Annotated in this window: 24 protein-coding genes and 1 pseudogene; 5 read left to right on the forward strand and 20 right to left on the reverse strand. The window is 76.1% G+C overall.

Features of this window, described 5'->3' with window-relative positions; all coding sequences use genetic code 11:
* Position 1 precedes the first annotated feature (1 nt).
* From MF406_RS00120 to MF406_RS00130, 3 genes are all read right to left on the reverse strand, one after another.
* Positions 2-811, reverse strand: a complete 810-nt coding sequence (locus tag MF406_RS00120; protein WP_242895979.1) for a MetQ/NlpA family ABC transporter substrate-binding protein — start codon at positions 809-811, stop codon at positions 2-4.
* 165 nt (positions 812-976) lie between these two features.
* The gene (locus MF406_RS00125) at positions 977-1,678 is read right to left on the reverse strand and encodes a methionine ABC transporter permease (RefSeq protein ID WP_242895980.1); all 702 of its coding nucleotides are present in this window, start codon (positions 1,676-1,678) and stop codon (positions 977-979) included.
* Complete coding sequence (locus MF406_RS00130) at positions 1,675-2,661, reverse strand: methionine ABC transporter ATP-binding protein (protein ID WP_242895981.1); 987 nt, start codon at positions 2,659-2,661, stop codon at positions 1,675-1,677. Before MF406_RS00130 ends, MF406_RS00125 begins: the two co-directional genes overlap by 4 nt.
* A 366-nt stretch (positions 2,662-3,027) precedes the next feature.
* Between MF406_RS00130 and MF406_RS00135 the strand changes: the two genes are divergently transcribed.
* Entirely contained in the window at positions 3,028-3,636 is a 609-nt protein-coding gene (locus MF406_RS00135) for a bifunctional 2-polyprenyl-6-hydroxyphenol methylase/3-demethylubiquinol 3-O-methyltransferase UbiG (RefSeq protein ID WP_242895982.1), read from the forward strand.
* A gap of 30 nt (positions 3,637-3,666) precedes the next feature.
* Here the strand turns inward: MF406_RS00135 and MF406_RS00140 are convergent, their stop codons facing one another.
* The 7 genes from MF406_RS00140 to MF406_RS00170 all read right to left on the reverse strand — a co-directional run bounded on the left by MF406_RS00140 (position 3,667) and on the right by MF406_RS00170 (position 8,714).
* The gene (locus tag MF406_RS00140; RefSeq protein ID WP_242895983.1) at positions 3,667-4,119 is read right to left on the reverse strand and encodes an SRPBCC domain-containing protein; all 453 of its coding nucleotides are present in this window, start codon (positions 4,117-4,119) and stop codon (positions 3,667-3,669) included.
* Positions 4,116-4,772: a dihydrofolate reductase family protein gene (locus MF406_RS00145; protein WP_242895984.1), complete on the reverse strand. Its 657-nt coding sequence runs from the start codon at positions 4,770-4,772 to the stop codon at positions 4,116-4,118. The genes MF406_RS00140 and MF406_RS00145 overlap by 4 nt, the downstream gene beginning before the upstream one ends.
* On the reverse strand, positions 4,772-5,110 hold the full coding sequence (locus MF406_RS00150; RefSeq protein ID WP_242895985.1) for a helix-turn-helix transcriptional regulator: 339 nt from the start codon (positions 5,108-5,110) through the stop codon (positions 4,772-4,774). The genes MF406_RS00145 and MF406_RS00150 overlap by 1 nt, the downstream gene beginning before the upstream one ends.
* Before the next feature lie 110 nt (positions 5,111-5,220).
* Positions 5,221-6,459 carry an aminotransferase class I/II-fold pyridoxal phosphate-dependent enzyme gene (locus tag MF406_RS00155; protein ID WP_242895986.1) on the reverse strand — a complete coding sequence of 413 codons (1,239 nt, stop codon included), beginning with the start codon at positions 6,457-6,459 and terminating at the stop codon, positions 5,221-5,223.
* 85 nt (positions 6,460-6,544) lie between these two features.
* Complete coding sequence (locus MF406_RS00160; protein WP_242895987.1) at positions 6,545-7,183, reverse strand: DUF3618 domain-containing protein; 639 nt, start codon at positions 7,181-7,183, stop codon at positions 6,545-6,547.
* Positions 7,180-7,659, reverse strand: a complete 480-nt coding sequence (locus MF406_RS00165) for a phage holin family protein (protein WP_242895988.1) — start codon at positions 7,657-7,659, stop codon at positions 7,180-7,182. The genes MF406_RS00160 and MF406_RS00165 overlap by 4 nt, the downstream gene beginning before the upstream one ends.
* Positions 7,656-8,714, reverse strand: a complete 1,059-nt coding sequence (locus MF406_RS00170) for a hypothetical protein (protein ID WP_242895989.1) — start codon at positions 8,712-8,714, stop codon at positions 7,656-7,658. The genes MF406_RS00165 and MF406_RS00170 overlap by 4 nt, the downstream gene beginning before the upstream one ends.
* Before the next feature lie 397 nt (positions 8,715-9,111).
* Between MF406_RS00170 and MF406_RS00175 the strand changes: the two genes are divergently transcribed.
* Both MF406_RS00175 and MF406_RS00180 read left to right on the forward strand, forming a co-directional pair.
* Positions 9,112-10,617 (forward strand): FAD-dependent oxidoreductase, encoded by a 1,506-nt coding sequence (locus MF406_RS00175; RefSeq protein WP_242895990.1) that lies wholly within the window; start codon positions 9,112-9,114, stop codon positions 10,615-10,617.
* A gap of 107 nt (positions 10,618-10,724) precedes the next feature.
* Positions 10,725-12,728, forward strand: a complete 2,004-nt coding sequence (locus MF406_RS00180) for a thioredoxin domain-containing protein (RefSeq protein WP_242895991.1) — start codon at positions 10,725-10,727, stop codon at positions 12,726-12,728.
* A 43-nt stretch (positions 12,729-12,771) separates the two neighbouring features.
* Here MF406_RS00180 and MF406_RS00185 read toward each other — a convergent pair whose 3' ends face one another.
* From MF406_RS00185 to MF406_RS00195, 3 genes are all read right to left on the reverse strand, one after another.
* Complete coding sequence (locus MF406_RS00185) at positions 12,772-13,821, reverse strand: 2,3-butanediol dehydrogenase (protein WP_242895992.1); 1,050 nt, start codon at positions 13,819-13,821, stop codon at positions 12,772-12,774.
* Between the two features lie 22 nt (positions 13,822-13,843).
* Entirely contained in the window at positions 13,844-14,623 is a 780-nt protein-coding gene (locus MF406_RS00190; protein WP_242895993.1) for an SDR family NAD(P)-dependent oxidoreductase, read from the reverse strand.
* 413 nt (positions 14,624-15,036) lie between these two features.
* Positions 15,037-15,270, reverse strand: coding sequence for a hypothetical protein (locus MF406_RS00195; RefSeq protein ID WP_242895994.1), 234 nt, complete (start codon positions 15,268-15,270; stop codon positions 15,037-15,039).
* A 300-nt stretch (positions 15,271-15,570) separates the two neighbouring features.
* Here MF406_RS00195 and MF406_RS00200 point away from each other — a divergent pair, with 300 nt between their 5' ends.
* Positions 15,571-15,912 carry a cupin domain-containing protein gene (locus MF406_RS00200; protein ID WP_242895995.1) on the forward strand — a complete coding sequence of 114 codons (342 nt, stop codon included), beginning with the start codon at positions 15,571-15,573 and terminating at the stop codon, positions 15,910-15,912.
* 158 nt (positions 15,913-16,070) lie between these two features.
* On the opposite strand, the gene MF406_RS00205 is transcribed toward MF406_RS00200, so the two are convergent.
* Positions 16,071-16,655 carry a phosphodiesterase gene (locus MF406_RS00205; protein ID WP_242895996.1) on the reverse strand — a complete coding sequence of 195 codons (585 nt, stop codon included), beginning with the start codon at positions 16,653-16,655 and terminating at the stop codon, positions 16,071-16,073.
* Positions 16,656-17,162: 507 nt separating this feature from the next.
* On the opposite strand from MF406_RS00205, the gene MF406_RS00210 reads away from it, so the two are divergent.
* A complete protein-coding gene (locus tag MF406_RS00210; protein ID WP_242895997.1) occupies positions 17,163-17,603 on the forward strand; it encodes a DUF6098 family protein in 441 nt (146 codons plus the stop codon).
* A 43-nt stretch (positions 17,604-17,646) separates the two neighbouring features.
* On the opposite strand, the gene MF406_RS00215 is transcribed toward MF406_RS00210, so the two are convergent.
* The 6 genes and pseudogenes from MF406_RS00215 to MF406_RS00240 form a co-directional block, all read right to left on the reverse strand.
* Positions 17,647-17,871, reverse strand: a complete 225-nt coding sequence (locus MF406_RS00215; RefSeq protein WP_242895998.1) for a hypothetical protein — start codon at positions 17,869-17,871, stop codon at positions 17,647-17,649.
* Positions 17,872-18,275: 404 nt separating this feature from the next.
* Positions 18,276-19,295: an NAD(P)/FAD-dependent oxidoreductase gene (locus MF406_RS00220; RefSeq protein WP_242895999.1), complete on the reverse strand. Its 1,020-nt coding sequence runs from the start codon at positions 19,293-19,295 to the stop codon at positions 18,276-18,278.
* A 158-nt stretch (positions 19,296-19,453) separates the two neighbouring features.
* Positions 19,454-19,963 (reverse strand): annotated as a pseudogene (locus MF406_RS00225) (isoprenylcysteine carboxyl methyltransferase family protein); the annotation flags it as partial.
* A 48-nt stretch (positions 19,964-20,011) separates the two neighbouring features.
* Positions 20,012-21,166, reverse strand: coding sequence for a type III polyketide synthase (locus MF406_RS00230; protein ID WP_242896001.1), 1,155 nt, complete (start codon positions 21,164-21,166; stop codon positions 20,012-20,014).
* A 71-nt stretch (positions 21,167-21,237) separates the two neighbouring features.
* Complete coding sequence (locus MF406_RS00235) at positions 21,238-22,056, reverse strand: UbiA family prenyltransferase (protein WP_242896003.1); 819 nt, start codon at positions 22,054-22,056, stop codon at positions 21,238-21,240.
* Between the two features lie 175 nt (positions 22,057-22,231).
* The gene (locus MF406_RS00240) at positions 22,232-23,719 is read right to left on the reverse strand and encodes an aldehyde dehydrogenase (RefSeq protein WP_256463915.1); all 1,488 of its coding nucleotides are present in this window, start codon (positions 23,717-23,719) and stop codon (positions 22,232-22,234) included.
* Positions 23,720-23,911: the final 192 nt, after the last annotated feature.

Genomic DNA, 23,911 nt, shown 5'->3' on the forward strand with positions numbered 1-23,911 from the left:
GTCAGCTCGCCGGGACGATGATGCCCTGGTACTCCTCCTCGATCCAGGCGCGCATCTCCTCGGAGGTGAGCAGCGTGAAGAGCTTCTTCACCCGCGCGTCCTCGGCCAGCTCGGGCGTGGTGGCCAGGACGTTGTAGTAGTCGGAGTCGGTGCCCTCGGCGAAGATCTGCTGGTCGACCGTCAGCCCGGCCGGCAGGGCGAAGGCGGCGGTGACGATGGCGGCGTCCTGGTCGGCCACCGCCTGCGGCAGCGAGGCGTTCTCCAACTCGGTGAATTCCAGGCCCTTGGGGTTGTCGGTGACGTCGGCGACCGTGACCGGCTCCTCGGTCACCTCGATCAGCCCGTGCTCGGCGAGCAGCTTCAGCGCCCGGCCCTCGTTCGTCGGGTCGTTGGGGACGGCGATGCTGGCCCCGTCCGGGATCTCCTCGACGCTGCCGAGGTCCTCCGAGTACAGCGCCATCGGCGGCAGGTAGACCGGTCCGAGGCTGACCAGGTCCTCGTCGTTGGCCTCGTTGAAGGTCTCCAGGAAGGTGGTGTTCTGGAAAAGGTTGGCGTCGACGTCGCCGTCGGCCAGCGCGGCGTTCGGCGTGTTGTAGTCGCTGAACTCCACGAACTCCAGGTCGATGCCGGCGTCCGGGGCGAGCTCTTCGTCGACGAACCGGAGCATGTCCCCGGCCGGGACGGCGAGCGCGCCCACCCGGAGCGGGGCCTCGGGGTCGGCCGCGCCGCCGCCGTCGGCGTCCCGGGCGCAGGCGCCCAGGGCCAGGGCGACGACGAGCGTGAGCGCGGCGGAGGCGAGGGAGGTGCGCATGCAGGCTTCCTTCAGCTGGTGGGACGGGACCGGGCCGGGGGCGGGTAGGTCGCTGGCCGGGGCGGACGAGACGGGACGAGACGGGACGGGATCAGGATCGGGGCAAGACGGGACGGGCGCAGGAGCGGGGCGGGACTGGGCGCCGACGCCCCGCGGCGGGGCGGCTCACCGGTGCGAGAACCGGCGGGCGGCGGCGTTGCCCAGGCTCTGGAACACCTGGACGATGACGACGAGCAGCACGACGACGACCACCATGTACTCCACCGAGTAGCGCTGGTAGCCGTACCGGAAGGCGACGTCGCCGAGCCCGCCGCCGCCCACGACGCCGACCATCGCGGAGTAGGCGACCAGGGACACCAGCGTCGTCGACAGCCCGAGCAGGAGCGCCGGCACCGCCTCGGCGACGAGCACCTTGGTCAGGATCGTCCAGCGCGACGCCCCGAGGGACTCCGCGGCCTCCACGACCCCGCCGGGCACCTCCCGGACCGCGATCTCCACCAGCCGGGCGAAGAACGGGACGCCGGCCACGGTGAGCGGCACGATGGCCGCCGTCGGGCCGATGAACGTGCCGACCAGCAGCCGGGTGAGCGGGATGAGCAGGATCATCAGGATGATGAACGGGACCGAGCGGCCCACGTTCACCACGACCTCCAGCCCGCGGTTGACCGCCCGGCCGAGCGCCCGGGAGCCCAGCGGCCGGGAGAGCAGCCCGCCCGGCTCGGTGGTCACCAGCAGCACGCCGACGGCGAGCCCGAGGACCACGGTGAGCAGCAGCGCGACGGCCACCATGTAGAACGTCTCGCCGGTGGCGCGCAGGACGACGGCGGCCAGGTCGGACCAGAAGGCGGGGTCGGACCTGTCGATCACCGGACCACCTCCACGAACAGGCCCTGGCCGCGCAGGTCCTCGACGGCGGCGCGCACCTGCTCGGGCGTGCCGGGGATCTCCAGCCGGGTCCGGCCGGTCTGGGCGCCGTCGTGGATGGTCTCGACGGCGGCGCCGAGGATCGTCACGTCCAGCCCGTGCCGGCGAGCGAGCTGGGCGACCACCGGCCGGGACGCCGTCGTCCGGGTGAAGGTGATGTCCACGATGGTGGTGCCCCGCTCGGGCGGCAGGGAGCCGAGCTGGAAGAGCTCGGCGGCCAGCCGGGAGCCGGGGGTGGTGAGCAGGGCGTCCACCGGCCCCTGCTCCAGGACGCGGCCGTCGGCCATCACCGCGGCGGAGTCGCAGACCCGCTTGATGACGTCCATCTCGTGGGTGATGAGCAGGACGGTCAGGCCGAGGCTGGCGCTGAGGGACTTGATCAGGTCGAGCACCGCGCGGGTGGTCTCCGGGTCCAGCGCCGAGGTGGCCTCGTCCGAGAGCAGCACCGCCGGCTCGGTGGCCAGCGCCCGGGCGATGCCCACCCGCTGCTTCTGCCCGCCGGAGAGCTGGGCGGGGTAGGCGCCGGCCTGCTCGGCCAGGCCGACCAGCTCGAGGATCTCCCCCGCCCGGCGGCGCCGGGCGCGCCGGTCCTGCCCGGCGATCTCCAGGGCCAGCTCGACGTTGCCGCGGACGGTGCGCGAGGCGAGCAGGTTGAAGTGCTGGAAGATCATCCCGGTACGCCGGCGGGCCCGGCGCAGCGCGGCGCCGTCCAGGGCGGAGATCTCCTCCCCGTCCACCGAGACGGTCCCGGTGTCGGGCCGCTCGAGGGCGTTGACGGTGCGGACCAGCGTGGACTTCCCGGCCCCGCTCTGGCCGACGATCCCAAACACCTCCCCGCGCGACACGTGCAGGTCGACCCGGTCCAGCGCTCGCACCTGGCGGCCGGGGGCGGCGAAGGTCTTGGAGACGTCGACGACGTCGATCATCTGCCTTCTCCTTCCGGTGCCGGTGGTCGGTGCGCTGGTAGCGCACTGGTGCGCCGGTGTCCCGGCACCCAGCCCGTGGCCGGGGCTGGCCCTGGCTGGGCGGTTCCCCGGGCGTCGCGCGTGCGCTGGCCGGCCGCAGTGGTGCCGCGGCGAGCCGGTCCAGGGTCGCCCGCGCGGCGCCGTCCCAGCCACTCGGTGGACGGTCATCTCAGATGCTGGCTAGAGGGCGTCGTCACACTCGGCGGGCCCCAGGCCGCGGGCCGCGGACCGCAGACCGGCGGACACGGTGCTCCGGTGCGGGCCGACCGGCCGTGGGTGGCGACCGAGGTGGCCCCGGGGGTGACGGAGGTACGGCACCGTAGCCGCATGACGAGCGGACCCGCCGTGCGGTGGAACAACAACATCCACTATCACCGGCGCATCCTCGACGCCGTGCCCGCGGGCGCCCGGACGGCTCTCGATGTCGGCACCGGCAACGGGCTCCTGGCGGCCGAGCTGCACCAGCGCGTGCCGGAGGTGACCGCCGTCGACCCGGACGCCACCGTCCTCGCATCCGCCCGCACAGAGGACGAGGGCGTGCGCTGGGTCCAGGGGGACGTGCTGACCTATCCGTTCCCGCCGGCCTCGTTCGACGTGGTGGCATCCGTGGCGGCACTCCATCACCTGCCCGACCTCGATCGAGCGCTCGCGCGCCTCGCGGAGCTGACCGCGCCGGGCGGGGTGGTCGCGGTGGTCGGCCTCGCCAGGTCCTCACGACCGCTCGACGCGCTGTACGACGTCGCCGGGCTCGTCCAGCAGCGCCGCTACCGGCGCCGCTACGGCATCTGGGAGCACTCGGCCCCGATGGTCTGGCCACCGCCGCACACCTACGCCGCCGTGCGGCGCAGCGCCGCGCGGGTGCTACCGGGAGCCGCGTGGTCCCGCCTGCCCATGTGGCGCTACTCCCTGGTCTGGCGGAAGCCGCCGCCCGCGTAGTGACGCACGGCTCGCCACGGGCCGGGCGGGTCAGGACGAGAGCGTGCGGCCGAGGGCATCGAGGAGCAGGCGGCTGCCGTGCTCGCGGCTCGCTCCGTCGTCGAGGCCGTCGAGATGGACGCCGTGCTCGGTGTGGGTCAGGCGAGCCTGGTCGCCGAGATCCTCGAACTCGAAGGATGCCACCGAGGTGGAGATGTGCCGGCCGTCGATCCACATGTCGTAGCTGGTCACGATCCGCGTGAGCTCGACGATGTCGGTGTAGCGCGCCTCGTAGCGCGAGAGCACGCCGTCGTGGAAGCGTGCCTCGTCGACGTCGAGCCCGCCGACCCGGAAGTCGAAGCGCCACTCGCCCGGTGTCCACTCGTCCCCGCCGCCGAACCAGGCACGCTTGCGCTCTTCGACGGCGAAGGCGGCCCAGAGCTCGGCGATCGGCACCGGGTAGTCGCGGGTCAGCGTGAACCCGGCGTGCGCGACGGTGATCATGAGCGGTCCTCGCGGCGGAAGGTGATATGCGTGACGCCATCCGGTGCCGCCTCTGACATGACCCGATAGCCCGACTCCAGACCGCGCAGGCCGTCCCACAGTCGCACGCCGCGCCCGAGGAGGATCGGGGCGATGGCGACGTGGAGATCGTCAACGAGGCCGGCGCGGAGGAAGTCACGCACCGTCGATGCGCCCCCACCGACGCGCACGTCGCCGTCGTCGGCCGCCGCGACGGCGGCACGAAGTGCCTCCTCGGGCGAGGCACTGAGGAAGTGGAAGGTGGTCCCCCCGGCCATCTGGATGGACGGACGGGGGGTGTGCGTGAGCACGAAGACGGGCACGCGGAAGGGCGGCTCGTCGCCCCACCATCCGCGCCAGTCGGGATCGTCGGGGTTCGCGTGCAGTCCGAACATCCCCGCGCCCATGATCTCCGCGCCGACGCCTTCGAAGTAGCGCGCGGCGTAGCGGTCGTCGACGCCCGTGGTTCCCTCCCCGCTTGCGTCGTGCAGCACCCGCTCACGGAAGGTGCGCGTGGCGACGTAGGCAGCGGTGAGGCGTCCCCAGTCGTCGCCGAACGGGTTCTCCGGGGTCTGGTCGGTCGTGGTGGCGAAGCCGTCGAGCGAGATGTTTAGGTCGACGCGGACACGGGTCATCAGTGGCTCTCCAGAGTGTGACGGGCGAGGTGGACGCCGAGCCGGTCGGCTCGGCGCTCGGCCGGCGTGCGCTGCTCGCCGAGCCAGAGGTGGAGCACGTCGAGAGCGCCCGGGCGGAGACTCACCGTGCGGACGCGACCGTTCTTCTCCGACGTGACGACGCCCGCCTCCTCGAGCACCCCGAGGTGCTGGAGCATCGACGGGAGCGTGATCGAGAAGCGACCAGCGAGGGTCGACACCGCGGCCGGGCCCTTCGCAAGGATCTCGACGACGGCGCGCCGCGTCGGGTCGGCGAGCGAGCGGAGCACCAGATCGACTTCCGCTCGATAGTTTGGCATGTACCTAAGTGTCACGAGCGGCGGGGGGACTGTCAATCCGTGGGAGTGGGAGTGCTCGACCAGCCCTGATGGGGGCACCAGCGGGCGGGCAGCCGCGCCGGCTGCCCGGCTCAGTCGCCCAGCGCCGCCAGCCGCCGGGCCGCCTCGGCCACCAAGGGCTCGGACTTGACGTAGGTGAAGCGCACCCAGGACGCCAACGCGCGCGCCACCGCGCCGCCCGGCGTGCAGAACGCCGAGACCGGGATGGCCACCACGCCGGCCCGTCCGGGCAGCTCCCGGCACAGGTCCACCGCGTCGGGGTAGCCCAGCGGGGCGCCGTCGGCCACGACGAAGTACGTCCCCTCCGGCGCGACCGGGACGAACCCGCCCGCCCGCAGCCCGGCGAGCAGGACGTCCCGCCGACCGGCCAGCGCGGCGGCCTGGTCGGCGACGTACCGGGCGGTGGCGCCGTCGGCGTCGTCCAGCGCCGCCGCGACGGCGTGCTGGAACGGGCCGGAGGCCACGTAGGTGAGGAACTGCTTGACCGTGCGCACGGCGGTGACCAGCGCGGCCGGGCCGTGCACCCAGCCGACCTTCCACCCGGTGACGGCGAGCGTCTTGCCCGCGGAGGAGACGGTCAGGGTCCGCCCGGCCAGGCCCGGCAGGGTGGCCATCGGCACGTGCCGGGGGCCGTAGGTGAGGTGCTCGTAGACCTCGTCGGTGAGCACGACGGCGTCCGCGGCCGCGGCGGCCCGGCCCAGCAGCCCGAGCTCGTCGGGGGTGAGGACGATGCCGGTGGGGTTGTGCGGGCTGTTGACCAGCAGCAGGCGGGTCCGCGGCCCGACGGCGGCGTCGACGTCGGCGGCGTCCAGGCGGAAGCCGCGCGGGCCCGGGCGCAGCGGGACGGTCCGGTGGGTCGCCCCGGCGAGGGCGATGACCGCGGCGTAGGAGTCGTAGAAGGGCTCCAGGGTGACGACCTCGTCGCCCGGCCCGGCGAGGGCGAGGACGCTGGCGGCGAGCGCCTCGGTGGCGCCGGCGGTGACCAGGACCTCGGTCTCCGGGTCGACCTCGAGGCCGTAGTGCCGGCGCTGGTGGGCGGCGACCGCGGCCCGCAGGGCGGGGATGCCCGGGCCCGGCGGGTACTGGTTGTGCCCGGCGTCGACGGCGGCCATGGCGGCCGCGCGCAGGTGCGCCGGGCCGGGGGCGTCGGGGAAGCCCTGGCCGAGGTTGATCGCGCCGGTGCGCTCGGCCAGGGCGGACATCTCCGCGAAGATCGTCGAGGCGACGGTGCCGTCGGCGCCGAGGAGCCCGGTGGCCCGTGCCACGTCCTGCCAGTGCCCGTGCGCCGCGAGCGGATGCGGGTCGGTCATGCGGCGATTGTGCCCGAGTGCGGCAGCGGGCCCCCGACCGAGGTCGGGGGCCCGCGACGCGCTGTGGGGTTGCTCGGCTGGGCGGTCAGCCGCCCTGGACCTGGCCGCGGGCGTCCTTGGCCTGGTCGGTGACGTCGGAGCGCGCCTGCTGGGCCTGCCCCCGGACCTCCTCCGCCCCCGCCTTGGCGGTGTCCTTGACGTTCTCGGCACCGGCCTGGGCGGTCTCCTTGACCTCCTGGGCGGCCTGCTGGGCAGGCTCGCGGAGGTCGTCGGCCATCTCCTTGCCCACCGCCTTGGCGCCCTCGGTGACCTGCTGGAGGGCGTCGCTGTCCTTGGCCTGGCGGACCAGGTCCTGCTCCTTGCGGCTGGCCGGGATGAGGGACGCCGCGAGCAGCCCGAGCCCGAAGGCCACGAGGCCGGCGGCCAGCGGGTTGCCCTGCGCCTGCTCCTTGGCCCGCTGGGGGGCGGAGCGGGCGGTGTCGGCGACCGACCCGGCCGTGTCCCGCACGGTCCCGCCCATGTCGCTGGCCCGTTCGCGGGCGTCGTCGGCAGCGCCGAAGACCTTGTCCTTCACGCCGGAGACGGCGCCCTTGACCTTCTCGGTCTGCCGCTCGGCGATACGGCCGGGGCTGACCTTGTCGGTGAGGGCGTCGACATCGTCGCTGAGCTCCCCGCGGGTGCGGGCGATGTCGGCGCGGATCTGGTCGGGGTCGTTGGTCGTCATTGCTGCTCCTGTCCTTTGAGCGCGTCCGGGATCTTCTTCACGGTTTCGGCGGTCTGCGGGAGGCCCCTGACGCGCTGGACCTCTCGCCGGCCGGTCAGGGCGAGGACGGCGGCGATGATCGCCCAGATCACCGCGACGATGAGGGCGGACCAGCCCAGCGCGGGCTGGGCGTCGCCGGCCCCGATCATCGCGCCCAAGGCCCACCACAGGGCGAGGGAGAGGAAGAGCAGGACGAAGTGCGTCGACCAGGCGGCACCGGCGAACATCCCCGCGCCCTTGCCGGCCTGCTTGGCCGACTGCGTGGTCTCCGCCTTCGCCAGCGCGATCTCCTGCCGGACGAGGGTGGAGAGGTCCTCGCTCACCCGGGAGAAGAGCTCGCCGACGGAGGCGTTGTCCCCGTCCCGCCCGCCGGCGGCGTACGCGCCGGCGTCGTACGCGCCCTGGCCGCGGGGGTCAGGCTCGTACGGGGTGCTCATCGGCCCTCACCCGCCAGCGGGTCCTCGGGCCGGTTGGTCCAGCCCGAGCCGCCCGGGGCGGTCTCACCCTCGATCATGGCGCCGGTGCTCGGCCGGGCGTCGTCCGGCTCCGGGCCGGGGCTGCTGGGCCGCGGGGAGGCGGCGGCGCCCACGCCGCCGGCGGTCAGGCCGCCGTCGTCCGGCTCCGGGCCGGGGCTGCTGGGCCGCGCGGACGTGGCGGTGCCAAGGCCACCCGTGGTGGTGCCGACCCCACCGGCGGTGCCGAGGCCCGCGGCCGTGGTCCCGAGCGGTCCGGGGCCGGGGGCCACCGGCGGCTCGACGGTCGCCGCACCGTACCCGCCCCCGTAGGTCGTGGTGCCCTGGTCGTACTGGCCGCCGGCGTATCCGGCGGAGTAGCCGCTGCGGGGGGACGTCGCGGCTCCCTGCGCCGCGGTGTCGTCGGAGCTGGCGTCGCGCAGCCCGCGCGCCACCCGCCCGACGAGCAGGCCCAGGCCGCCGGCGATGGCCATGAAGGCCCCGGGGTGGCGGCGGGCGTACCTGCTGACCTCGCTCAGGACGTCGCCGGGCTCGCGCTCGTCCAGCCAGCGGCCGGCGCGCTCGAGGTAGTCCGCGGCCTGCCGGGTGAGGTCGGTGGCCATGCCCTCCTGCTGCTCGCCCCGCGTCATCGAGCTGAGCTCGCCGGAGAAGCTGCGCAGGCCCTCGGCCAGGCGGCTCTGCTGGGTCGAGGCCTGCTCGGTCAGCTGCTGGCGGCCCTGGTCGTAGAGGTCGCGGGCCTGGTAGCGGACCTCGGCCACGGTCTCCTTGGCGGTCTCCTTCGCGGCTCCGGCGGTGTCCTTGGCCTGCTCCTTGGCCACGCCGCCGACCTCGCGGGCACTGTCCCCGGCCTGCTGGGCGACGTCCGTCGCGGCGTGCTTGGCGGTGTCAGTGGTCGACGTCGAGGCGGTCCCGGAGGTCGGGGCGGTCCCGGAGGGTGCCGTGGAGCCCTGCGGCGGGATCACCGGGGGCAGGTCCGAGCGCTCGGGCCGATCGGCCGGGCGGTCAAGTCCTTCGGTCATGTTGGTCCAGTCCCTTCCTGTGAGACGGCGCGTGATCCGTTGGGCCCGCGCCGAGGGGGTGGTGCCAATGATGCGGGAGCGATTGCGATCCCGCGCGTCGAAACTGGCGGGGGTCGGCGCATTCGCGCGGGGCGCGTTCTCGTGGGACGACGTCGGCCGCGTCGTGACCCGCCGACGGCGGCCCTGCCGCGGCCGGGAGCGCGACCGGCCCCACGCGCCACCGCCCTCGACCGTGCTGGCGCGGACCGCGGATCCGCCGCCCACCGTCCTGGCCGGCCCGCCCCGCCCCGCCGCCGACCGTCCTGGTGCGACCCGCCGACCCGCCGCCTACCGTGGACACGTCCCGGTGCCACCGGCCCCGCAGACCGGGGTGCCGCCGTCGTGAACGGAGACCGCCATGCCCGACGCCGGCGCAGGCACGAGCCTGTGGCTCGACCGCCCGCGGCCCACCTACCCCAGCGCCCCCACCCGCCGCGACTTCGACGTCGCCGTGGTCGGCGGCGGCCTGACCGGCCTCACCACGGCCCTGCTGCTCGCCCAGGCGGGCTGCGCCGTCGTCGTCCTGGAGGCCCGCCGGCTGGGCGTGGTGACCACCGGCAACTCCACCGGGAAGGTGACCCTGCTCCAGGGCACCAAGCTCGCCCGGGTGGCCCGGCGCCATTCCGCGGCGACCCTGCGCCGGTACGTGGAGGCGAACCGGGAGGGCCAGCAGTGGCTGCTGCGCTACTGCGCCGAGCACGACGTCCCGGTCCAGCGCCGCACCGACCTCACCTTCGCCTTCACCGAGGACGGGCGCGACGACGTCGCCGCGGTGCACGACGCCGCCCGCGCGGCCGGGCTGGACGTGACCTGGCGCGACGACGCCGGGCTGCCCTTCCCCACGACCGGTGCCGTGGCGCTGCCGGACCAGGCCCAGATCGACACGGTGGACCTGGTGCTGGCCCTCGCCGCGGACGTCGTCGAGCACGGCGGGGAGATCGTCGAGGGCGCCCGGGTGACCGGGGTGTCCGGCCGCGGGCCGCTCACCGTGCGCACCTCCACCGGCGAGGTGCGGGCGGAGCGGGTGGTACTGGCCACCGGCACGCCGGTGCTGGACCGCGGCGGGTTCTTCGCCCGGCTGGAGCCCTCGCGCAGCTACGCGGTGGCCCTGACCGTGCCGGGGCCGCTGCCCGAGGTCACCGCCATCTCGGCCGACTCCCCCGGCATCTCGCTGCGCACCGCGCCGGTCCCCGGCGGGGTGGAGCGGCTGGTGGTGGCCGGCGGCAGCCACGTGGTCGGCCGGGCCGCCGCGCCGCGCGAGCACGTGCGGGGCCTGGAGCGCTGGGCCGCCGCCCACTTCCCCGGCGCGCGCACCACGCACACCTGGTCCGCCCAGGACTACGGCGGGGTGGACGCGCTGCCCTCGGTCGGGCCGCTGCTGCCCGGCGGGGACCGGATCCTGGTGGTCACCGGGCTGGACAAGTGGGGGATCGCGATGGGCACCGCGGCCGCGCTGGCGCTGTCCGCCCGGATCCTCGGCGGCCAGGTGCCGTGGGCGGCGGCGGTGCGCACCTGGCGGCCCGGGGGGCTCGCCGGGGCGGACCAGGCCGTGCGGCTCAACGCCGGCGTCGCCGCCCGGCTGGTCGGAGACCGGCTCAGCCCCCGGGTGCACGCCGCCGGGGTCCGACCGCCCGAGGGGCAGGGCCGGGTGGAGCGCGACGGCGTCCGGGACGTGGCGGTGAGCACCGTCGACGGCGTCACCCGCCGGGTCTCGGCCACCTGCACCCACCTGGGCGGGGTGGTGTCGTGGAACGACGCCGACCGGTCCTGGGACTGCCCGCTGCACGGCTCCCGCTTCGCCGCCGACGGCACGGTCCTGGAGGGGCCGGCGACGTGCGCGCTGCGGTCGGTGGGGCAGCCCTGAGGGACTCGGCGCCCCGGCCGCCTCGTCCTGGACCGCCTGCGCCACCTCGGCCGCCGCCGACCACCGCACACCTCGACCGCCCCGCCCTCGGGTGGCAGGCTCGAGCCATGGCCAACCAGCTCGCGCGCAGCCTCTCGCCCTACCTGCGCCAGCACCAGGACAACCCGGTGCACTGGCAGGAGTGGGGCGAGGCGGCGTTCGCCGAGGCGCGGGAGCGCGACGTGCCGGTCCTGCTCTCGATCGGCTACGCCGCCTGCCACTGGTGCCACGTCATGGCGCACGAGTCCTTCGAGGACGAGGACATGGCCGCCGCGATCAACCCCCGGTTCGTGGCCGTGAAGGTGGACCGGGAGGAGCGGCCCGACGTCGACGCCGTCTACATGCAGGCCACCCTCGCCCTGACCGGTCAGGGCGGCTGGCCGATGACCTGCTTCCTCACCCCGGACGGGCGGCCCTTCTTCTGCGGCACCTACTACCCGCCGGCCCAGTTCCGCCAGGTCCTCGACGCCGTCGCCAGGACCTGGGCCGAGCGCCGCGCGGAGGTCCTCGCCGCCTCGGCCGGCATCGCCGGCGCGCTGGCCGCCGAGGCCCGGACCGAGCCGGCCACGGGGCTGGACGCAGGCGCCCTGGACGAGGCGGCCGACCGGCTCGCGACCAGCTACGACGAGGCGCGGGGCGGGTTCGGCGGGGCGCCGAAGTTCCCGCCGTCGATGGTGCTGGAGTTCCTGCTGCGCCACCACGCCCGCACGGGCCGGCCCGGCCCGCTGGGAATGGTCGAGCGCACCTGCGAGGCGATGGCCCGCGGCGGCATCTACGACCAGCTCGCCGGCGGCTTCGCCCGGTACAGCGTGGACGCGGACTGGGTGGTGCCGCACTTCGAGAAGATGCTCTACGACAACGCCCTGCTGCTGCGGGTCTACCTGCACCTGCACCGCGCCACCGGCTCCGCCCTCGCCGCCCGCGTGGTGCGCGAGACCGCCGAGTTCCTGCTCCGCGACCTGGGCACCACGCAGGGCGGCTTCGCCTCCTCCCTCGACGCCGACGCCGCCGGCGCGGAGGGCCTGACCTACGTGTGGACCCCGGACCAGCTCACCGACGTCCTCGGCCCCGACGACGGCGCCCGGGCCGCCGTGCTGCTGTCCGTCACCGCGGACGGCACGTTCGAGCACGGCACCTCCACCCTCCAGCTCCGCCACGACCCGGCGGACTGGGCCTGGTGGACCGGGGTGCGGGAGCGGCTGCTCGCCGCCCGTGCCGCCCGCCCGCAGCCGGCCCGGGACGACAAGGTCGTCACCGCCTGGAACGGGCTGGCCATCGCCGCGCTGGCCGAGGCCGGGGCACTGCTCGGCGAGGCGGGCTGGGTCGCCGCAGCCGTGCGGTGCGCCGAGCACCTCGTCGGCACGCACCTCGTCGACGGCCGGCTCCGCCGCGCCTCGATGGACGGCGTCGTGGGGGCGGCGCCCGCCGTCGCGGCCGACCACGGCGACCTGGCCGAGGGCCTGCTCGCGCTGCACCAGGCCACCGCCGACCCGCGGTGGCTGACCGCGGCCGGGGCGCTGCTCGACGACGCCCTGGACCGCTTCGCCGACGGCGCCGGCGGGTTCTACGACACCGCCGCCGACGCCGAGGCCCTCATCGCCCGGCCCCGGGACCCGGCGGACAACGCCGAGCCGGCCGGGCAGTCGGCGCTGGCCGGGGCGCTGCTCACCTACGCCGCGCTCACCGGCTCCGGCCGGCACCGGACCGCCGCCGAGTCCGCCGTCGGCGCCGCCGGGACGCTCGCCCACGGCCAGCCCCGCTTCGGCGGCTGGACCCTGGCCGTGGCCGAGGCGGCGCAGGCCGGCCCGCTGCAGGTCGCCGTCGTCGGCGACGACGACGTCGCCGCCGGGCTGCTCGACGTGGCCCGGGCGGGCACCGCGCCCGGGCTGGTGCTGGCCGCCGGGATGCCGGACGCCCCGGGCGTGCCGCTCCTGGCCGACCGGCCGCTGGTCGACGGGGGAGCCGCGGCGTACGTGTGCCGCGGGTTCGTCTGCGACCTGCCGACGACGGACGCGGAGGTGCTGCGCCGGCAGGTGGCGGGCCGACCTGCCGAAGCCGCGCCGGCGGGCTGAGCCGCCGAAGCCCGGTGGCTGGGGGGCCTACCGCCCGGGTCGGTCAGGAGCCGGCGCGGACGAGGAACTTCGCGCCCTTGCCCTCCCGCAGGGTCTGCAGGGCGGAGGCGACGCCGTCCAGCCCGATCTCGTCGACCCATCCCGTGGTGTCGTACACCCCGCGCGCCATCGCGTCGATGACGGCGTCGAAGTCGGCCGGGAGGTAGGCGAGCGCGCCCCTGATCTCGGTCTCCGCCATGACGAGGGCGGTGGGCAGGAACTCCATCGGCCGCTCGTGGATCGCGACGACGACGAGGTTGGCGCCGGGGGCGAGCAGGGGCAGCGCCGAGGCGATCGCCGGCCCGGCGCCGGCGGCGTCGAACGCCGCCTCGACCCCGTCCCCGCCGGTGAGGTCGGCGACCCGGGCGGGAAGGTCCTCGTTGACCGGGTCCAGGACGTCCGCGCCGAGCGCACCGATGGTGGCCCGCCGCGGCGCGCTGGGCTCGGAGACGATGACCCGGTCGACGCCGTGCGCCTTCAGCGCGAACCAGACGCCGATGCCGATCGGCCCGGCCCCAGCGACCAGGGCGCTCTGGCCGGGCCGGATGCCGCTGCGCTCGACGGCGTGCCAGGCGACCGCCATCGGCTCGACGAGGGCGCCGAGCCGGAGGTCGACGGCGTCCGGCAGCTTGTGCAGCTGGGACGCGGGGACCGTGGTGAACTCGGCCATCCCGCCGCCGTCGGCGGTCAGGCCGTGGAACCCGATCATCCGGCAGGCGTTGTAGCGGCCCTGCCGGCAGGCGGCGCACCGCCCGCAGTAGTAGACGGGCCAGACGGCCACGCGGTCACCCACCGCCACGCCGTCGACGTCCGCACCGAGCTCGACGACGGTGCCGGAGAACTCGTGGCCGAGGACCTGGGGCAGCCCGGCGCCGGTGAGCGGGTGCTTCGGGTACTCGGACCCCTCGGGCAGCGGCGCGAAGTACATGTGCAGGTCCGAGCCGCAGATCCCGGCGAAGGCGTTCTTGAGCTTCACCTGCCCGCGGCCCGGGGCCGGCTCGTCGATGTGGTCGACCCGGAGGTCCTGGGTCCCGTGGAAGCGCGCTGCGCGCATGCCTGTCCTCTCTGCCTGACGTTCAGCTCATGAACTTGCGAAGATCGGGGTAGCCGCTGGTCGCCCAGGCCCCGTCGACGACCAGGTTGTCCCCCGAGATGTAGGACGCGTCCTCGCTGGCGAGGAACAGCGCGGCCGCGGCGACCTCCTGGGGCTGGGCCGCCCGGTTCAACGGGATCCGCTCGAGGAACGCGTCCCGCACGGGCGGAGCCTGGGTCATGGCCGCGGTCATCGGGGTGTCGACCAGCCCGGGCGAGACCGCGTTCACGCGGATGCCGTGCTCGGCGAGCTCCAGCGCCGCCTGCTTGGTGAGCATCACCACGGCCGCCTTCGACGCGGAGTACCCGGCACCGAACTGGAGCGGGACGAAGGAGTTCAGCGACGCGACGTTCACGATCGCGCCGGGCTTGCCCTCGGCGATGAAGTGGTTGGCGGCGAGCTTCGTGCCGAGGAACGCGCTGTAGAGGTTCAGGCGGATCGTGAAGTCCCAGTCCGCGTAGCTCATCGCGACCAAGGGCGCGGCCTTGGAACCGCCGGCAACGTTGAACACCATGTCCAGCCCGCCGAGCTCGGACACGGCGCGGGCGATGGCTCCGTCGTACGCGCCCTCGTCCGTCACGTCCGCAACGTGGCCCGTGACGGACGGCCCGAACGTGTCGGTCGCCGTGCCGGCCAGCTGCTCGTTGATGTCGACGGCGAGCACCCTCGCTCCCTCGGCGGCGAGCCGCTCGGTGATCGACGCACCGATCCCGGAGACACCTCCGGTGACCACGGCGACCTTGTCGCGGAACCTCTCGGACATCCTTCGCTCCTTCGCGCTGCTTCGTGGTCGAGCGTCGTGGTCGAGCCGGACGACGGTTATGAGCTGCTCACCCGCCCCGGGTACTGGTCGATCATCGACCCCATCTCCCGGATAATAGAGGCCTTCCGTCCCGTCCCCGGTAGTAGATGGGTGCGGTGATGACGGTCCCCGGCTCGTCGTGGCTCGCCAGGCGACGGCGGTAGCTGCCGCCGGGCCCGGTCAGGCGGAGCGGCGCATCAGGTGGTTGCTCGCGCTGGCGCCCGACGGCGGCGGTCACCCTGTGTGTCCCAGCCGACCGCAACGACAACGCCGAGCGGCGGGCAGCGGAAGGCCCGGCGGGATGCCGCGGCCCGGGTTGACCGGTGCGGCACCGCGCCGGGCCCTCCCGTGGGTCATGGCCCGGTCGGTCGCTGTCAGCTGCGCTGCAGCCGCGAGGCCAGGAGCTTCTTGCCCATCTCGGCGCCCTTCTTGCTGTCGGACTGCGCCTTGCGGAAGAACTCCGCGAGCTCGTTGTCGCCGTCGCGCTCCGCGTCCTGGATGTAGGTCTCCAGGCGCAGCACGTTGTCCAGGCACGTCTCGGTGAACCAGAGGATGTTGTAGTCCTTGTCCTTGGTGCCGGTGACCTGACCCGTCTCGCTGGTGCTCATCTCGCACTCCTCTCCTCGGTGGAACGTTGGTGTGACCACGCTCACGCAGGAGCTACCGGACCGCAACCGGAGGTTGCCGGAGGCCCGGCTCTGCGCGGGTTGCAGCGGGGCTCCGGCGCGCCGAGGAGCAGTGATGACGCGTCCGGCACGCCGTGCTCGTCCCGGGCGCAGGCCAGCGCGGTCAGGGCCGGCAGCGAGCGCCCGCGCGGTTCGCCGGCTCGCTACGGGTGCGCCCGGCGAGACCGGCCCGCAGGCTGGGAGCCAGGCAGCACACGACCTTCGGGAAGGGAAGGGACCGCCATGTACACGATCACCCGCCGGTCCGAGCACCTGCCGCCCGGGGAGCGCACCGCGCTCGTCGAGGGCGAGCCGTACGGCGCCGGCGTCTCCTTCTTCTGGACCGACGCCGCGCCCGGCGAGGGCCCGCCGCGCCACCACCATCCGTACGCCGAGACGTGGGTGGTGCTCGCCGGGACGGCCAGCGCCACCGCCGACGAGGAGACGTTCGACTTTGCCGCCGGTGACATCGTTACGGTCCTGCCCGGCACCGTGCACCGCTTCGAGGCCACCGGCACCGACCGCCTCCACATGCTGTGCATCCACCCCTCACCGCGGGTGGTGGAGGAGGAGGTCGACGGCTGAGGCCGCCGTCGGGAGGCACCGGCCGACGGCTGGGGCCGCCGTCGGGAGGAGGTCGACGGCTGGGCCGCTACCGGGAGGGACCGGTCGACAGTCGGGGCCGCCGCCGGGAGGGACTGGTCGACAACTGGGGCCGCCGCAGGAAGGCACCCGGGAGGTGGTCAGGGCCAGGCGAGCCGTGACCACCGGTAGGCGTACCGCCGCAGCCGGGCCGCCCACGGGTACGGCGGCAGGCCCGCTGGGCTGTGCTCGACCGGGTCGAACCGGATGAGCCGGTCCGGCGCGGCGGCGGGGTCGGCCAGCAGGACCAGCCGGCCGAGCGGGTGCCACGGCCCGCGGGGGCCGGCCCACCGCAGCGCGAGCCGCAGCGGCTGGTGCGCCGGCAGGGCCGCCAGGTAGACCGGCCCGTCCGGGCCGGCGAACGGCATCAGCGTGGTGAGCGGGCCGGCCAGCGGGCGGCGGCGCGGCCGGAGGAGGTAGCGGCCCCAGCGGCCGGTGCCGGTGGAGGCGAGGAGCAGGTCGTTCGGCCGGCCCTGGTCGTGCCAGCGCACGGCGAGTCCCTGGATGTCCGGCCACCCCGACGGCAGCCCCGTCGCCCGCGAGACCCGGGCCACGGCCTCGAGGGAGCGGGCCTCGCCCAGCGCGCCGACCGCCGGGCCGGCGCCGGCGAGCTCGAGGCGGGCGGGGACGACGGCGCCGCGCGGGTGCAGCGGCTTGCTGCGCCGCACCCGGGCGACGGTCGCCATGACCGCACCGAGCACCAGCCCAGCCGCGAGCGCCGGCACCGCACCTGCCGCCGCTGCCGCCGACCCGGCCGGTCCCGTCCGCCGCACGCGCTCAGTCCTCGGCACCTGCTCACCGTGACGCATCGGTGCCCGCCCGGCAAGGTAGCAGGGTCGACGGCGGCCGCGGCGCCACGCCGAGCCCGGTGGCGCCGGGCAGGTCGGCGACGGCGACGGCGGTCCGACGCCCGGCTGCCCCGACGTCACGGCGCGCACGCCGCACTCCGGTGTCGTGCCGGCACCCGCCGACTGGGGCAGGGGGCACGCGTGGCAGGCACCCGCCGACTGGCGCAGGTGTCACGCCGGGCGCATCCTGCCAGGACCACGGCACCCGGGAGGCCCTCATGACCGTCTCCGCCAGCCCCGCCGGTGCGGCGCCGTGGCCGGGTCCCGCGCGTCCGGCTGGCCCCCTCCGGGCGGGCACTGACCCTGGCCCCGTGCGGGCGCGCAATGACTACCGGCTACCAGGCCATGGCTGAGGACGAGGACCAGATCCGCGCCGGCGGCCTGCACGGCCTCCCGAGGCTGCACACGCTGGACGAGGTCGCCGAGCTCCAGCGCGCCGTCGGCCGGGTCTACCTGCGCTACAGCGCCGGACCGGCGGCGGACACGGGCACGAGCCGGGACAAGGAGAGCGGCTGCGTGCTGCCGGGGCTGAGCACCAACCCGGTGACCCCGGAGCCGTGGTGGGACCGGCCGGCCCGGGAGTGGGTGGCCCGCCAGCTCTGCCAGTACGCGCACCTGGCCACCGGGTCGAACGTCGGCTGGCTGCTCACCGGGACCGAGGTGGGCCGCGGCCCGGACTGCGAGCCCCTGCTCGCCGACACCACCGCCCTCGCCGTCATCACGGATGACTGCCTGGAGCAGGCACGCGCGGTGTACCGCACGGCGTTCGACCCCGGCCGGCGGTAGGCCCCGCCGGGGTCGGCGCCGCGGTGGGGAGGTCGGCGCGCGCTCAGCCAGCGTCGAACCGGTCCTCGCCCTCCTCGTCGGGGTCGTCCTCCGGGTTCGCGCCCGGCGCCGCCTCGGCTGAGTCCGGGACCCCCTCGTAGCCGTCGTCCCGCTCCCGCACGGGCGGGCCGCCCGCCGGACCGCCGCGGCTGCCGTCGGTGGGGCCGGGGATGGCCTCCTCCCGCTGCTCGGGCGTCACCTGCTCGCCCGGCCGGTCCTGCTCGCTCATCGGTGCCTCCTCGGGTGCTCGTCACGGTCTCCTGGCATCGAGCAGACCACGGCCGACGGCGGCCGGCATCTCGGGCGTGGTGGACCGGCCGGTCGTCGTCCTCGGGTACCGGGAGCCGCCGGCGCCGGCGAGCGCCACCGTCGAGAACGACAAAACGGTTGCTCTGAACAACGACTTTGGCAGTCTCGACGCGCGAAGCACGCCCAGCACCCCGAGCGCCACCGTCGAGAACGACAAAACCGTTGCTCCGAACAACCACTTTGGCAGTCTCGACGCGAGGGCAAGGGGCAAGGGGCAAGGGGCAAGGGGCAAGGGGCAACCGTCCGCCGAGCCGGGCTGCCGGCGCTGGCCGTCCTGGGCGCGCCGGGCGTGCGGGCTGGATCGTCGCCCGGGGACCACCCCGGTCAGGGCCGACCGAGCTCGCCCACCGCCGCGTCGAAGACCGGGGGCAGGGCGCGGGCGGCCGGCACCAGCGCTCGCCGCAGCGCCGCCGGGCCGGACGCGGCGAGGAGCGCCTCGGTGAGTAACCGGTAGCGGCGCCCGATACGTCGCCAGGCGGCCTCGTAGTCCCCGGGCCGGCCGGCCACCATGGCGGCGACGGCGGCCTCGGCCTGCGCCAGCGCGAGCGAGATGCCCTCCCCGGTCAGCGCGTCCACGTACCCCCCGGCGTCGCCGACCAGCAGCACGTGCCCGGCCACCCGCCGTCGGGCCCGCTGGCGGAGCGGGCCCGCGCCCCGGACCGCGCTGGTCGGCTCCCCCCGCAGCCGGTCGGCGAGGGCGGGGAAGGCCAGCAGGTGCTCCGCGTACGGCAGCCGGCGGGAGGTCAGGACGGCGACGCCCACCTCGGCCGGCCCCACCGGCGTCACGTACGCCTCGGCGTGCGCGGACCAGTGCACCTCGACCAGGTCGGTCCACGGCGCGACGGCGACGTGCCGGCGCAGCCCGTACCGGCGTCGGCCGCGGGCCGGGGCGTCCAGGCCGAGGTGGCGCCGCAGCGGGGAGTGCAGGCCGTCCGCCGCCACCAGGTAGCGCGCGGGCGTGCCGTCGACCACCACCCCGTCGGCGCGCAGGTCGACCTCGCGCACCGCCCGTGGCTCGGTCACCACGCCGGCGTCGGCGACGGCGGCGCGCAGCGCCTCGTGCAGGACGGTGCGGCGCACCCCGCGGCCGGGCGGGCCGGGGAAGCGCGCCTCGGCGCGGACGGCGCCGGACTGGTAACGGATCCCCCGCAGCGGCTGTCCGGGAGGGTCCACGCCGAGCCGCGCCAGCCGGGTCACCGCGCCGGGCATGAGCCCCTCCCCGCAGGCCTTGTCGATCGTGCCCGTGCGGGGCTCGCGGACCACCACGGACATCCCGGCCCGGGCGGCGTGCAGCGCGGTGGCCAGGCCGGCCGGCCCGCCGCCGGCGACGACCAGGTCGATCACGGCCCGGTCTCGCCTGTGCCGGGCGATTGCGGCGGCCCGCCCGTCCCGGCCGGGGTCCCAGGCGTACCGGTGCCGTTTCGTGACGCGCCGGCCTGGGTCCCGAGCGTCCCGGGGCGGCCGCGCGACTCGGCCGCAACGTGCGAGCGGGGCGACGTGGCCGCCCGGAGCGCCTGGTTCTCGGTGCGGATGCGCACCGTGAGCAGGGCGGCGTTCGCCACGGTGAAGACCAGCGCGGTGATCCAGGCCGAGTGCACGAGCGGCAGGGCGATGCCCTCGAGGACGACCGCCACGTAGTTCGGGTGGCTGAACCACCGGTACGGCCCGCCGGTCACCAGCGGCAGCCCGGGCACCACGATGACCCGGGTGTTCCACCGCGGACCGAGCACCGTGATGCACCACCAGCGCAGCGCCTGGGCGGCGAGCGCGAGGGCCAGCATGGTCCAGCCCAGGGCGGGGACGAACGCCGGCTGCCGGGTCCACACCTCCACCAGGGCGCCGACGAGCAGGCCGGTGTGCAGCACCACCATCACCGGGTAGTGGCCCCGCCCGCTCTCCACCCCGCCGCGGGCGAAGCTCCACCGGGCGTTGCGGGTGGCGACGACGAGCTCGGCGAGCCGCTCGAACCCGACCGCCACCACGAGGACGGTGAACCAGACGAGCGAGGTCATGCCACCGGCCCCATCCCGCCCCCGCCCGCCTGCTGACCGGTGCGCACGTCAGGCCCGCAGCAGGACGAGCTCGAGGCTGAAGCCGGGACCCATCGCCATCATCACCCCGGGCGAACCGGGGGCGGGCGGGCGCCGGTCGAGGGTGTCGCGCAGGATGTGCAGCACCGAGGCGGAGGACAGGTTGCCCACCCGGCGCAGCGAGTCGGTGGTCAGGGCGAGCGCGTCGGCGCCGACGGCGAGGGCGTCGGCCAGGGAGTCGATCACCTTCGGCCCGCCCGGGTGGCACACCCACCACCCGACGTCGCCGATGGTCAGGCCGTGCTCGGCGAGGAAGGCCGCAACGTCCTCCCCGACCCGGCCGCGGACGAGCTCGGGCACCTCGGCGCCGAGCACGATCCGCAGCCCGGTGGCGCGCACGTCCCAGCCCATCGCGGCCTCGGTCCCGGCGTAGAGGTGGCTGCGGCTGGCGACGACGGTGGGCCCGGCCGCGGCGCGAGCCACGCCGTCGCCGTCGCCCGCGGCCGTGCTGCCGGCCACCCCGCCGCCGTCACCGGCGGTGCCGTCGGTCCCGCCGTCGCCCGTGCGGGCCAGCGGGTGCTCGGCGCCGACCGCCACGACCGCGCCCGCGCCGTCGCCGAACAGGCCGCTGGCGACCAGGTTGGCGGTGGAGGTGTCGCCCCGCTGGATGGTCAGCGAGCACAGCTCGACGGCGAGCAGCACGCCGACGGCGCGGGGGTGGCCGAGGAGGTAGTCGTGCAGCCGGGCGGTGCCGGCGGCGCCGGCCATACAGCCCAGGCCGAACAGCGGCACCCGCACCACGTCCGGGCGCAGCCCGACCCGGGCGGCGACCCGCGCCTCCAGCGAGGGCACCGCCACCCCGGTGATGGTGGTGGACAGGATGAGGTCGACGTCGCCCGGGGCCAGGCCGGCGCGGTCCAGCGCGGCCGCCAGCGCCCGGGCGCCGAGGTCGACGGCGGCGGCGATGAAGGCGTCGTTGGCCTCCCCGAAGTCGGCGAGCTCGGCGTAGCGCTCGAGCGGCAGCGCCAGGTGCCGGTGCTCGACGCCGGCGCTGGCGTGCACGCGCCGCAGCAGGGCGGCGGTGCGGCCCTCGGCGCCGGTGAGCTCGGCGATGGCGGCGGTGACGTCGCCCTGGGGGTAGCGGTGCTCGGGCACCACCGCCTCGACGGCGACGAGCTGGGTCATCCCGCGAGCGTACGTGCCGGCCCGGTCGCTGTCGCCGGAACCCGGACGGGCCGCCCGCGGCACCGCCGCACTCACACCCCGCGCAGGACGAGCATGACGACGTCGAGCAGCGCGATGCCCATGGCCGCCCGGAACAGGGCCCGGCCCCCGGCGCGCACCGCGACGGCGGCGAGGAGCCCGACCATCGCGAGCACCGCCCACGCCCAGCCCGGCGTCGGCCCGGCCGGTCCGAGCACGGCCACCGCGGAGGCCGCCGTCAGGCAGGCCAGGGCGAGCAGCACCGAGCGGCGGGCCCCGAGCCGGTGCGGCAGCCCGCGCACCCCGGTGGCCGCGTCGTCGGCCAGGTCCGGCACCACGTTGACCAGGTGGGCGCCGGCCCCCAGCAGGCTCCCGGCGGCGACCATCCACCCCGGCGGCAGCCGAGCCGGGTCCTGGGCGAGCCAGGCCAGCGTGGGCAGTGCGCCGAAGGCGACGGTGTAGGGCAGCCAAGACAGCAGCGTGCCCTTCAGGCGCAGGTTGTACGCCCAGCCCGCGGCGACGGCGAGCAGGTGCACCAGCCCGGCGGCCAGCCCCACGGCCAGCGACGCGACGACGCAGACCACCAGCGCCGCGGCGACGGACCGGCGCACCAGGCGGCGCGAGAGCGCCCCGGTCACCAGTGGCTTGTCCCGCCGGCCCACCCGGGCGTCCCGGTCGGCGTCGAGCAGGTCGTTGGACCAGCCGATGGAGAGCTGCCCGGCCAGGACGGCGAGCGTGAGGACCGCGCCGGTGCGCGGGGAGAGGCCGGCGGCGGCCGCGAGCAGCGCGGCGACGGTGGTGACGGCGAGCGTCGGCGCGAGGTGGCTGGCGCGCAGCAGCGCCCCGGCCGTGGCCACACCGGTCCCCGCCATGGCGGACATCATGGCGTGCGCGGCGGCGGCGCCGTCACCACCCGCCGCGGCGCCGCGGTCGCCACCCGACCGGGCGCCGTCGCCCGGGTGCCGTCGTCCGCACGCGACCGGGCGCCGTCGCCCTCACGGCCCGCCCGGGCGCCGTCGTCCGCACGACCCCCGGGCGCCGTCGTCCTCACCGGCCGCCGGCGGACCCCGGGGGCTCCACGTGCACGGTCTTCAGCGCGGTCATCGCGGCCAGCAGGTCCGGGCCGTACCCGGCGCCCATCCCGGAGTCCCGGCGCGGGTCCGCGGAGCCGCCCGGCGCGCCGCCGAAGACCGCGTTGACCTTCACCGTCCCGACGTCGAGGTCGTCGGCCGCCTGGAGCGCGTGGCCGAGGTCGGGGGTCAGCACGGTCGCGGCCAGGCCGTACCGGCCCCGCCCGGCCAGCTCCAGGGCCGCGGCGAAGTCCGGCACCCGGGTGACCGCGGCGACCGGCCCGAACGTCTCCTCCCGCATCACCGCCATCTCAGCGGTGCATTCGTCGAGCACGGTGGGCGGGTAGAAGGTGCCCGGGCCGTCCGCCTGGGCGCCGCCGGTCAGGCACTCGGCGCCGGCCGCGCGGGCGGCGGCCACCTGGTCGGTGACGACGGCGAGCTGCTCGGCGTCGACCAGCGGCCCAAGGTCGGTGGCGCCGTCGGCCGGGTCCCCCACCGTCATGTCCTCCGCGATGCGGACGAGCTCGGCGAGGACGTCCGCGGCCACCGCCTCGTGCAGGTAGACCCGCTCGACCGAGGTGCAGATCTGCCCGGTGTTGGTGAAGGCGCCGGTGGCGATCTGCGCCGCCGCCCAGGCCGGGTCCACGCCGGCGTCGACGACGATCGGGTCCTTGCCGCCGTTCTCCAGCAGCACCCGGCCACCGTGGCCGGCCACCGTCTGCGCGATCGCCCGCCCGGCCGCCGTCGACCCGACGTGCGCGGCGAGCGCCACGCGGGGGTCGGCGACGAGCGCGGCGCCGGTCTCGCCGTCGCCGTTGACCACGTTCAGCACCCCCGGCGGCAGGGCCGCGGCGACGAGCCGGGCCATCTCCCACCCGGGGGCGGCGCTGCGCTCGGAGGGCTTGTGCACGACGGTGTTGCCGGTGACGAGCGCGGCGGCGAGCAGGCCGGCGGCGGTGGGGAAGGGGTCGTTCCACGGGGTGAGGACGGCGACGACGCCGTGCGGCTCGCGGCGAACGAGGTCCAGCGCCGCGGGGGCGCCGGCGAGGGTGCGGCCGGTGGGGCCGAGGCCGGTGACGGCGGCCTCGTCGAGGAGGTCGGCGGCGACCCGGGCGGTCTCCCGGGCCTGCCCGCGCAGCCGGCCGGTGGTGGCGGTGAGGAGGTCGCCGAGGTCGTCGGCGGCGGCGCGGACCGCGGCGGCCGCCTGCGCCAGGGCGGCGGCGCGGTCGGCCGGGGCGGTGGCGCGCCAGGCGCGGAAGGCGTCGGTAGCGGCGTCGACGGCGGCGGTCACCTCCTGCACGGTGGCGGCGGCGACGGTCCAGGCCGGGGCCCCGGTGGTCGGGTCGTGGCGGACGAAGGTGCGCCCCGCGGCGGGGACCTCCCGGCCGCCGACGAGGTGGGTGGCGAGCCGGCGGGGCTCGGCGGTTCCGGCGGTGGTGGGCTGGTTGTGCTCGGTGAGGGTCACGGGATCTCCTGTCGGCAGGGGGCACGGGTCGGGCGCCGGGGCCTGGTGCGGCGGAAGGGTGCGCGCACGCACGTCCGGGCGTCTAGAGCCTGGCACGCTCGGCGCTCGACGCCGGCCGCTAGCCGTTGGGCGTTGGCGCGTCCCCGACGCCTGATCCGACCTTCCAGCAAGCCGGCGCGAGCCGCCACCGGT

The sequence above is a fragment of the Georgenia sp. TF02-10 genome (genome assembly GCF_022759505.1).
Lineage (GTDB): Bacteria > Actinomycetota > Actinomycetes > Actinomycetales > Actinomycetaceae > TF02-10.